13 protein-coding genes and 1 pseudogene are annotated in these 13,971 nt (G+C 67.8%); 7 read left to right on the plus strand and 7 right to left on the minus strand.

The window, feature by feature from the left end; all coding sequences use genetic code 11:
• Nucleotides 1-82: 82 nt before the first annotated feature.
• From K0O62_RS23595 to K0O62_RS23615, 5 genes are all read left to right on the plus strand, one after another.
• Complete coding sequence (locus K0O62_RS23595; protein ID WP_165637045.1) at nt 83-493, plus strand: nuclear transport factor 2 family protein; 411 nt, start codon at nt 83-85, stop codon at nt 491-493.
• A gap of 9 nt (nt 494-502) precedes the next feature.
• Nucleotides 503-1,141: a sigma-70 family RNA polymerase sigma factor gene (locus K0O62_RS23600; RefSeq protein ID WP_073858921.1), complete on the plus strand. Its 639-nt coding sequence runs from the start codon at nt 503-505 to the stop codon at nt 1,139-1,141.
• Nucleotides 1,142-1,366: 225 nt separating this feature from the next.
• Nucleotides 1,367-2,035, plus strand: a complete 669-nt coding sequence (locus K0O62_RS23605) for a cutinase family protein (RefSeq protein ID WP_234800263.1) — start codon at nt 1,367-1,369, stop codon at nt 2,033-2,035.
• Between the two features lie 58 nt (nt 2,036-2,093).
• Nucleotides 2,094-3,062: a pirin family protein gene (locus K0O62_RS23610; RefSeq protein ID WP_073858922.1), complete on the plus strand. Its 969-nt coding sequence runs from the start codon at nt 2,094-2,096 to the stop codon at nt 3,060-3,062.
• 66 nt (nt 3,063-3,128) lie between these two features.
• Nucleotides 3,129-4,046, plus strand: a complete 918-nt coding sequence (locus tag K0O62_RS23615) for an NADP-dependent oxidoreductase (protein ID WP_073858923.1) — start codon at nt 3,129-3,131, stop codon at nt 4,044-4,046.
• Between the two features lie 222 nt (nt 4,047-4,268).
• Here K0O62_RS23615 and K0O62_RS23620 read toward each other — a convergent pair whose 3' ends face one another.
• From K0O62_RS23620 to sfnG, 6 genes are all read right to left on the minus strand, one after another.
• Nucleotides 4,269-4,667 carry a RidA family protein gene (locus K0O62_RS23620; protein ID WP_073858925.1) on the minus strand — a complete coding sequence of 133 codons (399 nt, stop codon included), beginning with the start codon at nt 4,665-4,667 and terminating at the stop codon, nt 4,269-4,271.
• Complete coding sequence (purH, locus tag K0O62_RS23625) at nt 4,667-6,229, minus strand: bifunctional phosphoribosylaminoimidazolecarboxamide formyltransferase/IMP cyclohydrolase (RefSeq protein ID WP_073858926.1); 1,563 nt, start codon at nt 6,227-6,229, stop codon at nt 4,667-4,669. The genes K0O62_RS23620 and purH overlap by 1 nt, the downstream gene beginning before the upstream one ends.
• 12 nt (nt 6,230-6,241) lie before the next feature.
• Complete coding sequence (gene purN, locus K0O62_RS23630) at nt 6,242-6,877, minus strand: phosphoribosylglycinamide formyltransferase (RefSeq protein WP_073858927.1); 636 nt, start codon at nt 6,875-6,877, stop codon at nt 6,242-6,244.
• Nucleotides 6,878-6,887: 10 nt separating this feature from the next.
• Nucleotides 6,888-8,324, minus strand: a complete 1,437-nt coding sequence (locus K0O62_RS23635) for a cell division protein PerM (RefSeq protein ID WP_073858951.1) — start codon at nt 8,322-8,324, stop codon at nt 6,888-6,890.
• A gap of 63 nt (nt 8,325-8,387) precedes the next feature.
• On the minus strand, nt 8,388-9,317 hold the full coding sequence (locus K0O62_RS23640; protein ID WP_073858928.1) for a DUF5336 domain-containing protein: 930 nt from the start codon (nt 9,315-9,317) through the stop codon (nt 8,388-8,390).
• Nucleotides 9,318-9,373: 56 nt separating this feature from the next.
• A complete protein-coding gene (gene sfnG / locus K0O62_RS23645; protein ID WP_073858952.1) occupies nt 9,374-10,504 on the minus strand; it encodes a dimethylsulfone monooxygenase SfnG in 1,131 nt (376 codons plus the stop codon).
• A 114-nt stretch (nt 10,505-10,618) separates the two neighbouring features.
• On the opposite strand from sfnG, the gene K0O62_RS23650 reads away from it, so the two are divergent.
• Both K0O62_RS23650 and K0O62_RS23655 read left to right on the plus strand, forming a co-directional pair.
• Nucleotides 10,619-11,467 carry an LLM class F420-dependent oxidoreductase gene (locus K0O62_RS23650; RefSeq protein ID WP_073858929.1) on the plus strand — a complete coding sequence of 283 codons (849 nt, stop codon included), beginning with the start codon at nt 10,619-10,621 and terminating at the stop codon, nt 11,465-11,467.
• Nucleotides 11,468-11,531: 64 nt separating this feature from the next.
• A pseudogene (locus K0O62_RS23655) lies at nt 11,532-12,388 on the plus strand (dioxygenase family protein).
• Nucleotides 12,389-12,391: 3 nt separating this feature from the next.
• Here the strand turns inward: K0O62_RS23655 and K0O62_RS23660 are convergent.
• Nucleotides 12,392-13,921, minus strand: coding sequence for an acetyl-CoA acetyltransferase (locus K0O62_RS23660; RefSeq protein WP_073858930.1), 1,530 nt, complete (start codon nt 13,919-13,921; stop codon nt 12,392-12,394).
• Nucleotides 13,922-13,971: the final 50 nt, after the last annotated feature.

The following is a 13,971-nucleotide window of genomic DNA, read 5'->3' on the forward strand; positions in this document are numbered from 1 at the left end:
CGGAAGAAAGCCGGCTTCTCCGACTCGTCCGCGGCACACCTACATCCAGCAAGACCCTGAAAACCAACGGAAGTCAATGACTATGGATGAGATTCCAGCAGGATTATCGGCATTCTTGGCGGCCGTGCAAGCGCGCGATGCCGCCGGCGCAGCAGCTCAACTCGCCGAGTATGTGATCCTCGAGAACCCGATCGCCGTTGAGCCATTCGTCGGCCGCGAACAGGTCGCGAAGGTGGTGGCTCAGTCCATCGATGCCTTCGACGAGTACACCGTCACCGAAATCATCTCGGGAGATGGACACTTCGCGGTCATCACGAACATCAAGATCGGTGTCGCCGAGATCGACGGCGTGGATCTGATCGGCATCAACGCCGAAGGCAAGGTCGCCTCGCTGTCGATCCACCTGCGGCCGTTACACGCCATCGTCACACTTCAGAACCGCCTGGCACCCGCCCTGTCAATTCCGTTGCTCAGACTGACCGAAGATCACTAGGAGACCGTCATGATCGACCTCGGAACCGCCGTACCTCCAGACATCAAAGGCCACCTCGCGCCGGCCCCGGAGGAGACCGACGCCGAAATGGCGGCGCGTTTCGAGCGTGACGTGATCCCGCTTTTGGACACGCTGTTCAGTGGGGCAATGCGGTTGACCCTGCAGCGCGCTGACGCCGAAGACCTGGTGCAGGAGACCATCGTGCAGGCGTACGCGGGTTTCAGGACCTTCCGACAAGGAACCAATCTCAGAGCGTGGCTCTTTCGCATCCAGGCCAATACCCACATTAATCGTTACCGCAAAAAGATGCGGCGGCCCATCGAAGTGCCCGCCGAGACGATCTACGACTGGGAGCGGGCCTCCGACCTCGGGCGTTCGCCGAGAGCACTGCGCTCCGCGGAGATGGAGGTGTTGGAGTTGTTGCCCGACGACGACATCAGGAACGCATTGGATGCCTTGCCCGTCGCGTTTCGGATGGCGGTGTACTACGCCGACATTCAGGGGTTTTCCCACAAGGAGATCAGCCACATCATGTGCACACCGCTCGGCACCGTCATGTCACGAATCCACCGCGGCCGATCCCAGCTGCGCGTCCTGTTGGCTGCCGTCGCCGCCGACCGCGGGTACTTCCGGCAACAAGCAGGGTAGCGACAACACGCGGACGGCGCTGCAGCACTCAGCGGCAACCTGAACCGCTTCGGCCAGGAAGTCGCCCCACGAGCCCGCCCTCGTCGAATCTGTGCGCACCGCAGGACAACGCAACTCGCAACCATCACCGACCAAGAGGACACACTCGCCATGAAATGCACGAGAGATTCGAAATCAGTTGCAGTGCAATCGAACCATCAGTTGATGCGCTTACCGCTCTACGCGATGGCCGCCGGCGCCGCGGTGGCCGCACTGTTCATCGGCGCCACCCCGGGACAGGCGAACGGGGAGCCGACGGCCGCCTCGATCGCCGACTGTGCCGATGTCGAGGTCGTCTTCGCCCGCGGCACCTTCGAGGGTCCCGGGGTCGGCAAGGTCGGTGGGGCCTTCGTAGAAGCGTTGCGCCAGCGGCCGCTCGACCTCACCGTGGGCGTCCACGCCGTGAACTATCCGGCATCCTTACAGTTCGATCGTGCCGTCGACGGAATCCACGATGTCGGCAACCGCCTTCGTCATCTTGCGGCCAACTGCCCCTCCACCGATATCATCGTCGGCGGCTATTCCCAGGGCGCGGCCGTAAGCGGTTACGTCACCAGTGACACTGTTCCGCCCGGATACGCGCTGACCGTTCTACCTCCGGACGTCGCCGAGCGAGTAACTGCGGTCGTCTTGTTCGGAAAACCCGCACCGACGATCCTGAGGCTGCTGCACCATGACGCGCCTCCCCTCGAGATCGGCCCCACCTTCACTGGCAGGACCATCGATCTGTGTGCCCCGCGAGACCCGATCTGCGAACCGGGCAGCCTTGACCGCGGCGCCCACAGCGCATACACGGTGAACGGCATGGCCGAGGAGGCCGCCGATTTCGTCGTCGCCCGCCTGCGAAACCGGTAACCGAGAGGTTGCGTTTCGGCCCGCACGTCACTGCAGCCAACCGACAGGAGAACAGAATATGCCAGCCATCACCGCGGACACGCTCACTTTGCCCCGCATCCCCATCCCGATTCCAGGTTCCGGCACGCAACGGACGGTGCGGTCGATCACCACCGCACCGTCCGGATTCGAGGGGGACGGGTTCCCCGTGCGACGCGGATTCGCCGGAGTCCCGCACACGGCCTTGGACCCGTTCATCCATATGGACCAGATGGGTGAGATCGACTGGGCACCAGGCGAACCCATCGGAACCCCGTGGCATCCGCACAGAGGCTTCGAGACCGTCACCTACATCATCGATGGCACCTTCGAGCACAGTGACTCGCACGGCGGCGGCGGAACGATCACCAATGGCGATACCCAATGGATGACCGCGGGCGCCGGCATCCTGCACATCGAGAAGCCACCCGAGCAACTCGTCGTCTCCGGCGGAATGTTCCACGGTGTCCAACTGTGGGTGAACCTGCCGCGCGCCAGTAAGCTCGTCACGCCTCGCTATCAGGACATCCGCGCGCAGCAGACCCGACTACTGTCCTCAGCCGACGGCGGCGCGCTGGTCCGGGTGATCGCCGGAGACATCGCCGGGCACACCGGGCCGGGAACTACCTACACACCGATCAATGTCGTGCACGCCACCGTAAGCCCCGGTGCGCGTCTGGAATTGCCCTGGCAGGCGGAGTTCAATTCGCTGGCATACGTGCTCGCCGGGAACGGCACCGTCGGCAACCCGGCGCAACCGATCCACCAGGGTCAACTCGCCGTCTACGGTGCGGGGGACGCTATAACCCTGGCCGCCCAGCAGAGCCAATCCGCCGCGGCGCCGAACCTGGAAGTTCTGTTACTGGGCGGCCGCCCCATCCGAGAGCCCGTGGTTCAGTCTGGGCCCTTCGTGATGAACACCCGTGAGGAAGTCCTCCGCGCATACGCGGACTACCAGGCCGGCCGATTCGGCGACATCCCCGCCGAGGGCGCACCGCACACCGGGTGATGACCATGGCGGATCGCCACAGCACATGCAAAGCACCCTCAAGCCAGACAAATTGGAGATGACCCGATGGCACGAACAGTCCAGTTTCACGAATACGGCGGTCCCGATGTGCTCCGTGTGGTCGACGCCCCGGTGCCGAACCCCGGCCCCGGGCAGGTGCGCGTCGCGGTACGGGCAGCCGGCGTCAACCCCATCGACTCGAAGATCCTGCAAGGTTTCATGCAGGAGGTCATGCCACTCACCTTGCCCGCCGGGCTCGGGTCGGATCTGGCCGGGATCGTCGAGCAAGTCGGCACCGGCGTCGAATCATTCCAGGTGGGTGATGAGGTCCTGGGTAGTTCACTGACACCCGCGATATCCGAGTACGCACTGGCAGATTCGGCCAACCTGGTCATGAAACCTGCCGAGGTCAGCTGGGAAGTGGCCGGCAGCGTGGCCGGTGCCGGCGGTACCGCATGGTCGGTACTCAACCGGCTCCGAGTTCGCCGAGGCGAGACGCTGCTCGTCCACGCCGCGGCCGGCGGGGTAGGCACGTTCGCAGTTCAACTCGCAGTCGCGCGGGGAGCACGGGTGATCGGTACGGCCAGCGAACGCAACTTCGACTACCTGGAATCAATCGGTGCCGAGCCCGTCAGCTACGGCGACGGACTTCTCGAACGTGTCCGCGGCATGGCGCCCCACGGGGTGGACGCCGTCCTGGACGCGTCCGGCCGTGGCGAGATCCCGCTGTCCATCGAACTTGCCGGGGGCCCCGAGCGGGTGCTGACCCTGGTCGCGTTCGATGCCGCCGACACCGGAATTCAAGTCTTCGCCGGCGGAACCGGTGACGAACGGGGCCCTGCACTGCGCGAGATCGTCCCGCTCATCGAGAAGGGAACGCTCATCGTCCCCATCTGGCGTGCGTTCCCGCTGGAGGAGACCGCTGCTGCCCTCCACATCAGCAATGCCGGGCACCTCCGCGGCAAGATCGTCGTCCTGCCATGACGGGAGCGCGCACGGCTGGAAACGCTCTGGGTTCGGCGATCTCAACCAGCACGGACCAGACTCCATCCGCTTCTACACGAAAACCGAGACCGTGACCCAGCGCTGGCCGTCGGGGCTCAAGGAGAGCACCGACCATTTCGTGATCCCCACCATGGACTGACCAGCCCCACCCACCCCGGAGACCAGTGCCGGAGGTGCCCTACCGGGCCAGCGCCTGAGTGTTCAGCGGGCCGGACGGACCGCCAGCGCCTCGATCTCGACCCGGGCGTCCTCGGCCACCAGCCCGCTGACGATCAGCAGGGTGTTGGGCGGGTACACCCCGGACGGGTAGAGCTCACCGAACCTCGCGTCACGGCCGGCCACGAACTCCGGGATCGTCTCGCGCCCTACGACATAGGTGCGGAAACCGATGACGTCGGCGAAGCCCAGCCCGACGGCCTCCAACGCCACCCCGATGTTGTCGTAGGCGGCCTTGACCTGTTCGACGCCATCGGGTGAGAACGCGCCGTCGGCGTCGTTACCCAATTGTCCGGCGACCATGACGATATCGCCGGGCCCGCCGATGCCCACCGTGGAGTAGGCGCCGAACTTGTGCAGCGGCGCGTCCTGGTAGCTGGTCATCAGTGCGCGAAATGCCGTGCACCGGTGAGGTACAAGCTGATACCGGCAGCCGCGGCAGCGGCGGTCACCTCGTCGTCGCGCACCGATCCGCCCGGATGCACGATGGCCTTCACCCCGGCGTTGGTCAGGGTCTGCAGGCCGTCCGGGAACGGGAAGAACGCATCCGAGGCGGCCACCGCGCCCTGCACCCGGTCCCCGCCGCGCTCGACCGCCAGCCGCGCCGCGTCGACGCGGTTGACCTGGCCCATACCGACGCCGACCGTGGCGCCGTCGGCGGCCACCACGATGGCGTTGGATTTCACTGCGCGGCAGGCCCGCCAGGCGAAGACCAGATCCGCCAGCGTCGCCGGGTCGGCGGGCTCGCCGGTCGCCAGCGTCCAGTTGTTCGGATCATCGCCGTCGGCGTCGAGCGCATCGCGCTGCTGGACCAGCAGGCCGCCGCTGATCTGGCGGAACTCCATGCCGGCCTCCTGCGGTTCGGCCGCCACCAGGATGCGGATGTTCTTCTTCTTCGACAGCGCCTCCACGGCACCGGGCTCGTACGCGGGCGCCACGATCACCTCGGTGAAGATGTCGGCCACCGTCTCGGCCATCTCCACGCTGACGGTGGTGTTGGTGGCGATCACTCCACCGAAGGCCGACAACGGATCACAGGCGTGTGCCTTGGCGTGCGCATCGGCCACCGACACCGTGGACACCGCGATACCGCACGGGTTGGCGTGCTTGATGATCGCCACACAGGTCTGCTCATGGTCGAACGCGGCCCGCCAGGCCGCATCGGCATCGGTGTAGTTGTTGTAGGACATTTCCTTGCCGTGCAACTGCTCAGCGTGCGCCAGGCCCGGCCAGCCGGTGTCGTCGCGGTACAGCGCGGCCCGCTGATGCGGATTCTCGCCGTAGCGCAGCACGGCGGTCCGCCGTGACGCCGAGCCGACCCAGCGCGGCAGGCCGGTGTCCTGCTCCTCGGGCGAGAGCACCGAAACCATCCAGCCCGCGACCGCCACGTCGTACTCGGCGGTGTGCTGGAAGGCCAACGCCGCCAGCTTCTTCCGCTCGGCGAGGGTGAAACCGCCGGCACGCACCGCGGCCAGCACACCGTCATAGCCGACCGGGTCGACGACGACGGCCACGCTCGGATGGTTCTTGGCGGCCGCGCGCACCATCGACGGGCCGCCGATGTCGATCTGCTCGACGCACTCGTCGGGTCCGGCGCCGGAGGACACCGTCTCGCTGAACGGGTAGAGGTTCACCACCACCAGCTCGAACGGCTCGATGCCCAGATCGGCCAGCGCGGCTTCGTGTTCGGGCTTGCGCAGGTCGGCGAGCACGCCGGCGTGCACCTTGGGGTGCAGCGTCTTGACCCGGCCGTCGAGCACCTCCGGGAAGCCGGTGACGTCCTCCACCGGGGTCACCGGGACACCGGTGGCAGCAATGGTTTTCGCGGTCGAACCGGTGGAGACGATGCTCACGCCCGCCTCGTGCAGACCACGGGCGAGGTCTTCGAGCCCGGTCTTGTCGTACACACTGATCAACGCACGCCTGATCGGCCGCTGGTCACTCATTGCTGTCTCTCCTCAACATCCGAACATCGCTTTTCGTCCGGTCCAGGTCACACCGCGCGTGGCCAGCGCGGCCAGCACGTCCACCAGCAGCCGTCGTTCGACGACCTTGATGCGTTCGTGCAATGTCTCTGCGGTGTCATCGTCGCGCACCGCCACCGCCTCCTGCGCCAGAATCGGGCCGGTGTCCACGCCGGCGTCGACCAGGTGCACGGTGCATCCGGTGACGCGCACTCCGTAGTCGAGCGCATCGGGAACCGCCCGCGCCCCGGGGAAGGCCGGCAGCAGGGCCGGGTGGGTGTTCACCACCCGCCCGTGGAAGCGGCCCAGGAACTCGGGGCCGAGCAGCCTCATGAACCCGGCGCTGACGATCAGGTCGGGTTCGTGCGCGGCGACCGCCTCGGTGAGCGCGACATCCCAGGCCGCGCGGTCCGGGTGGTCGGCCAGGCGCACCCGGAACGACGGGAGCGCTGCCGACACGGCGACGTCCAGGGCCGGGCAGGCGCGGTCGGTGCCGACGGCCACGACGCGGGCCGGGTAGTCCCCGACGGCCGATTCCAGCACCGACGCCAGCAGCGATCCGGTACCGGAAGCCAGTACCACCAGTCGGGCCGGCACGGTCGCCGGCACTCGGACTGGTTGCTGCTGCACTCGCAGCAGCCTAGTCGTCCTGTTCGGGCCGTCTTTGGGCGGTCGTGTCCCCGATGTCGCCGTCGACCATGAAGTGCTCCTCCGGATCGAACTCAGAATCGAACCTGGCATCGAACCCGGCGTCGTCGGGGAAGACCACCGGCGCGGGCGGCGTCGGCTCGTCCGGCGAGTCGAACACCGGGTCGTCGAACACCGGGTCGTCGAACACCGAGGGATCGCCCAGGACGATGGTGTCGGCGGGCGGTTCCAGATCGACGACGTCGGTGATGGCGTCCTCGTCCGCGTCGCCCTCCGGTCCGGGTACCGGCACCGGCTTGACCGGCTTCGGCCTGCGCACCAATCCGCCCGCCATCGCCACCGTCAGCCCACCGATGGACAGGAACCACACGAACACCGCCGGCCCGAAGGTGGTCTGGTCGACGCCGACGTCACCGAAGTTGCCGAGTCGCCCACCACCGGCGTAGCCCAGCAGTGCCATGGTGACCGCGGACAGTGCGGCGGCGACGGTCAGCTTCGCGGCGGCGATCGGCAGCGGTTCGGGGCGGCGCGCACATTGCTGGCCCAGCGCCACCGCGGAGACCGCCGCGACGATCAGCAGCGCCACCCAGATCGGCCCGAGCGGCGGGGTGGGAGCCGCGGCGAGCACCGGCACCGCCGGGATGTCCCCGCCCAGCACGGTGAAGGAACTGAAATTGGCCAGCCCGATGTGCGCGCTGGACCCGACCGCCACGGCGGCCGTCCCGACCAGGACATTCGGGATGTAGAGCACCGACAGTAGGGCGAGGCTGAACTGGCCGAACATCGAGTCGGTGATGCCGAAGAGTTCGTGCATGGTGCCCCAGTGCACGATGATCGACCCGGCGGCCACCACCCCGGACAGCCCGAGCAGCGCGAGCACCCCGGTCGCCGCGGCGCGCAGCGCGTCGGGCAGCCAGCGCGGTATCCAGGGCAGGGTCAGCAAGCGGCCCGTCATCGCCACCCCGATCAGCGCGCCGATGGCGTGCACCGCCAGCACCCCGGCGAATGCCCGGGAGGCGTCCGGGGTCTGCAGTTCGGTGATCACCGAGGACGCGTCGTGGATGACGGCCAGCGCGATGGCCGCGATCAGCAGCGGGCCGCCCAGCGCCGAGGCCACCACCCAGCGGATGACGAACCAGGAGGAGCGCGCCGCCGCGGCCGCGGTGGTGCGCGCGGTGCCCCACACCATCAGCAGCACCGGCAGCAGCGGCATGACGCCGAGCTCGCGGCCGCCGATGGAGACCGGCACCTGGTGCACGCCCAGCCACATACTGGCGATCGCCCCGAACGCGCCGGTCATATCGCTGTTGGCGATGAGCAGCTGGATCAGCGTCACCGCCGCGATCACGCCCAGCGCGACAACCGACGGCCCGAACGCGACCCTGAGCAGGTCTCGGGCCTGACGGCTGCCGACTGACCGGTTGTCCACCACTTGCTGGGTCGCTCCTCGCGCGCGTCTGCGCATCCGACGTCCGGATGCGCGACGCCCAGACTACGACGAGCTGGTGCCGGACTGCGGCGAAGACTCAGGCGGTGTCGCCGAGGACGGCGGCTGGGTCGGAAGCCCGGTGGTGGGCGCTCCCGAACCCTGGCCGTACCCCGTCGCTTCGCCCGCCCTGGATGGCTGACCGAAGGCCGGGAAGCCGGTGGGCGGGGTCGGCGGCCCGTTGTGCCCTTCGTGGGGCCCCTGGGCCCGATGGCCCTCGGGCGCGCTGTGCCCGCCGCTCTGGCCCGCGGACGGGAAACCACCGGTGTTCTGGCCACCCTGGTAGCCGCCGTACTGCGACGGATACCCGGGACGCTGCGGCTGCTGCGTGGGCGCGCCGTACTGCTGGCCCGGCTGACCGTAGTACGGGGCGCCGTACTGGCCGTAGGGCTGCTCGTAGCGCGGCTTGGGCGTCGGCGCACTGAGCACACCGGCGTCGAACAGCAGCGCCGCGATGGCGACCCCGGCCTGCAGCACCGTGGTGGCGATGATCAGGTACAGCCCCCAGCCGATGGACAACCCGGCCGGGGCGTTGATGACCTCGGCCAGCACCAGGAGGAAGGACAGCGTCGAGACGACCGCCACCAATCCGGTGGCCGGCTTCTGCTTGGGCAGCAGGCCGACAGCGGCCAGCAGCGCGGCCAGCACCGAGGCCGCAACCGCCAGGCCGAGGCCCGGGGTGCTGCCGCTGGCGCTGCCGAACTGCGGGAAGTCCGAGTTGCTGATGGTCAGCATCGGGCCGAAGTTGAAGGCGTAGGTCGCCAGACCGAGCGCCGCGACCACGCCGGTCAGGTACAGCGGGAGCTTGCTCGGGCCCGCCGATGAACCTGCTGAACCTTCCTGCGGCTCGCCGACCTTGCCGTACTGCTGGGTCGGCGCGTACTGGTTGCCCTGCTGGGCAGGCGGATATCCGGGATTACCGGGCGGGTAGGTCATGACTCTCCTGTGTGAGCGATTTCAAACCACGCTAGCGCAACCCGGGGCATCACGGTTCAGGCCGATACGAGCACCGCAGCGTCGGCGCGGGTCTGTTCGGAGGCCTCGATTTCGCGGACCAAGGGCAGCACCTTTTGCCCGAAGTGCTCGATTTCTTCCTGGAAGTGGAGGAAGCCGCCCAGTATGAGGTCGACGCCGCGTTTGCGGTAGGCCGCGATTCGCTCGGCGATCTGCTCGGGAGTTCCGATCAGCTGGGTACGGAATCCGTCGTTGTACTGGACGAGGTCCTCGAAGGACGAATCCGCCCACATGCCCTTCTTGTCCCCGGTCGAGTTCCCGGCCTGCTGCACGGCGTCCCGGAATCCCTCGACGGCGGGCTTGTTGGCCTTGGCGACAATCTCCCGCAGCGTCTCGCGGGCTTCCTTCTCGGTATCGCGGGCGATGATGAAGCCGTTGAGCCCGACCTTGACCTCCCGGTTCACCGTGCGGGCGTGATCGCGCACCTCCACCAGCTGCTCGGTGATGCCGTCGAAGTCCTTCCCGTTGGAGAAGTACCAGTCGGCGTAGAGGCCGCCGTTGCGTCGCGCGGCGGTGGAGTTGCCACCCTGGAACAGCTCCGGGTTGGGGCGGTCGGCGATGTTGACCGGTTTGGGCTTGAGGGTGAAGTCGTGGATGCGGTAGAAGTCGCCGCGGAAGTCCACCTCGTCCTCGGTCCAGATCTTGCGCAGCACCTGCAGGAACTCCGCACTGCGCCGGTAGCGCTCATCGTGCTCCAGCCACGGTTCGCCGAGGTGGGTGAACTCGTCCTTGAACCAGCCCGACACCACGTTGACCGCGAACCGGCCGCTGCTCAGGTGATCGGCGGTGGCGCCGAGTTTGGCCAGCACCGCGGGCTGCCACAGTCCCGGGTGCACCGCGGCGATCACCTTGAGGCGCTCGGTGGCCAGCAACAACGCCAGGCTGAAGCTCGTCGACTCGTGCTGGAACTCCGCGCCGTAGCTGGCCTCGTACCGCACCTGGGACAGCGCGTACTCGAACCCGTTGTTCTCCGCGGTCTGCGCCAGTTTCTTGTTGTACTCATAGTTCCAGTCGGTGCGCTGCTCGATATCGCTGGTCACCAGGCCACCGCTGACGTTGGGCACCCAGTAGGCGAACTTGATCTGCTCGGCGATGCGTTCGGTCGTCATGGCTGCCATCGCATCAACTCCCGCACCCGAAGTCACCAATATCGATCCGGCTGAACCGAACGGCTTGACGGCGCACCCTTGTGCGACGGACTAGAACACGTTCTAATTCTGATCATGGACTACGGGCTCGTACTTTTCACCAGTGACCGCGGTATCGCTCCGGCGTCGGCGGCCAAGCTGGCCGACGACCACGGTTTCACCACCTTCTACGTGCCCGAGCACACCCACATCCCGATCAAGCGGGAGGCCGCGCACCCGACCACCGGGGACGAGTCGCTGCCCGACGACCGCTACATGCGCACCCTGGATCCGTGGGTCAGCCTGGGCACCGCCTGCGCGGTGACCTCGCGGGTGCGGTTGTCGACCGCCGTCGCCCTGCCCGTGGAGCACGACCCGATCACCCTGGCCAAGTCCATCGCCACCCTGGACCACCTGTCCGGCGGGCGGGTCAGCCTCGGTGTCGGATTCGGTTGGAACACCGACGAATTGGCCGACCACAAGGTGCCGCCGGGCCGCCGGCGCACCATGCTGCGCGAGTATCTGGAGGCCATGCGGGCCCTGTGGACGCAGGAGGAGGCGTCCTACGACGGCGAGTTCGTGAACTTCGGGCCATCCTGGGCCTGGCCCAAGCCGGTGCAGGCACACATCCCGGTGCTGGTCGGCGCGGCGGGCACCGAGAAGAACTTCAAGTGGATCGCGAAGTCCGCCGACGGCTGGATCACCACCCCACGGGACTTCGACATCGACGAGCCGGTGAAGCTGTTGCAGGACACCTGGGCCGCCGCCGGCCGCGACGGGGCTCCGCAGATCGTGGCACTGGATTTCAAGCCCGACGCCGAAAAGCTGGCCCACTGGCGGGATCTCGGCGTCACCGAGGTGTTGTTCGGGCTGCCGGACAAGCCCGAGGCCGAGGTCGCCGCCTACGTGGAGCGGCTGGCGGGCAAGCTGACCCAGCTGGTCTGAATCTCATAGCTGGTTCTCATCCGGCACCCACGGTCATACCACCTCGGCGGTCCACGATGAGGACATGACCGAAGAACACGACCGCGGATTCGGCTACGACGTCTCGGTGATGTCGCGGCGGCGGATCCTGCTGGGGTTCGGCGCGGTGGCCGGGCTGTCGGCGGTGGCCGCGTGCGGCACGAACACGTCCGCCGCGGCACCGGCTGCCCCGGCGGCTCCGCAGGAAACCATGGGCCCCTACCCCGGCGACGGTTCCAACGGCCCCAACGTGCTGATCGAATCCGGTGTGGTGCGCAGTGACATCACCCCCAGCTTCGGCTCGTTGCGCGGTGTCGCCGAGGGTGTGCCCGCAACATTGACGATCACCCTGCAGGACCTGGCCGAGGGCGGTGTCCCCGGCGCCGGGATGGCGCTGTACCTCTGGCAGTGCGACCGGGAAGGCCGGTATTCGCTCTACAGCGAGGGCGCGACCGAGCAGAACTATCTGCGCGGCGTGCAGGTCGCCGGCCAGGACGGCGTGGTCACCTTCCGCACCATCTTCCCGGCCACCTATCCCGGCCGGTGGCCGCATTTTCATTCGAGGTGTTCGACTCGCTGGAGACCGCGGTCGCCGGCGCGCAGGCCCGACTGACCTCGCAGATCGCGCTACCCGAAAAGGTGGCCTCCGCGGTGTATGCCTTCGATGACGGTTACGCCGCCAGCATCGGCAATCTCGCTGCGCTGAGCCTGGATTCGGACATGGTCTTCGGTGACGGCTGGAACGCCCAGCTGGCGTCGGCCGGCGGCACCCCGCAGACGGGCATCGACATCGCGATCACCATCGGCGTGGCCGACAAGTCGAAGAACGTCGACACCAACCCACCTCCGCCGCGACGGCCCAGTGGGCCGGGCGGGCGGGCTGGGCCCCCTCCTCCGCGCTGACGCCTAGGCCGGCCGCGCGTGGTTCTTCTGCTCGCCCGGTGTCACGATGATCGCCGCGCCGAGCGGGTCACCGTCGGTCATCAGCGCGAGCAGGTCCTCGTCGGTGGTCAACGCCATGAAGCGACTGCCGTCGGCGTCGAGGCGGCCGATGATGACGCCGGTGACCTCGGGCCAGTCGTAGCGCACCGAGTACGTCTCGATGCTGCCCCGCCCCTCGGGGTGGCGGGTGACCGCGATCCTCGGCCGCTCATTGATCTGGGCCTGCAACTCGCGACTTCGGTCGGCGGCCCACTCGACGGGCTGCGTGGAGTACACCCCGACCGAATACTTGCTCATCACACCACCATTGGCGCCGACCAGACCGAACCGGCCCGGATTGTCCCGCATGCTCAGCACGGTCTCGGCGATGCCGTGCAGCGAGTAGCTGTTGCCGGGCCCACCGAAGAACGGCAGCCCGCCGGTCAGCGTGAGGCCGCGGGGATCGTCGGTGGCCAGCCCGGTGGTGTCACAGACGGTGAACACCGGGAACGGGAAGCAGCTGTACAGGTCGAAGGTGGATACGTCGTCCAGCCCGATACCGGCCACCCGAAGTGCTTCTGCCACAGCATATTCCGCGGACACGCTGGTGCCCAGCTGCTCGCGGTCGAGCAGCGGCTGTTCGACCAGGTCGGCGTGGCCGTGCAGGTACACCCAGTTCTGCTCGGGCACCGCCAGCCGGCGGGCCGCGGCCACCGACATGATCAGCACCGCCGCACCCTGGTTCACCTGGTCACGGGCCACCATCAGCCGCGGATAGGGGTCACAGATCATCCGGTTCTCTGGCGTGACGGTGACCAGCTCGTCAACCGAGCGTTCCACCGGCGATGACGAGAACGGGTTCTTGGCAGCGACTTTGGAGAACGGTGCGAACAACTCGGCCATGGCGGTTCGGTAGTCGGCGACGGTGGCGCCCAACCCGGCCCGCCGGGCGTTGTCCAGCAGCCCGTACTGCACCGGCGCGCCGGTCAGCCCGTGCGTGGCGGTGTACTCGTCCATGTACTGCTCGAACCCGTAGCCGCGGTCCTCGAGCTGCCCGCCGATCTGCTCGGAGTGGTCGGGTTTGTCGTCCCGACCGGCGAAATGGCGCAGCGTCGAGCCGTTCTCGGAGCCGAACACCAACACCACCTCGGCGTCCCCGGCGGCGATCGCGGCGGAGAATTCGGTCACCACCTTCTGCGAGCCGCTCCCGCCGAGCGGTTCGAGCACCGCGCGGGCCGGGTCGGCCCCGATGCGGGCCGCGACCGAACGCGGGTAGTTGTCCGAGCATCCCAGGGGCGCCGCGGAGAACGGCGTGCTGATCTCGAACTGCCGCAGCGCGGCGAACACCTCGATCGCCTCGGCAACCGCGGTGACATCGGCACCGGTGTCGGCGAGCGCCGCCCGGGCGGCCTCGGTGGCCAGTTCCACCGAGGACATACCGCGGTAGCCCGGTAGGTCGATGCGCTCGGTGAACTGTCCGACGCCGACGATGACCGGCGTGCGCGGATCCACCATGAGACCTCCTGAAGGGTGTTAGTTCGCCAGGCTAACCGATCGCTCGCATG

Origin of the sequence: Mycolicibacterium diernhoferi, assembly GCF_019456655.1 — a bacterium.
GTDB classification, from domain to species: Bacteria; Actinomycetota; Actinomycetes; order Mycobacteriales; family Mycobacteriaceae; genus Mycobacterium; species Mycobacterium diernhoferi.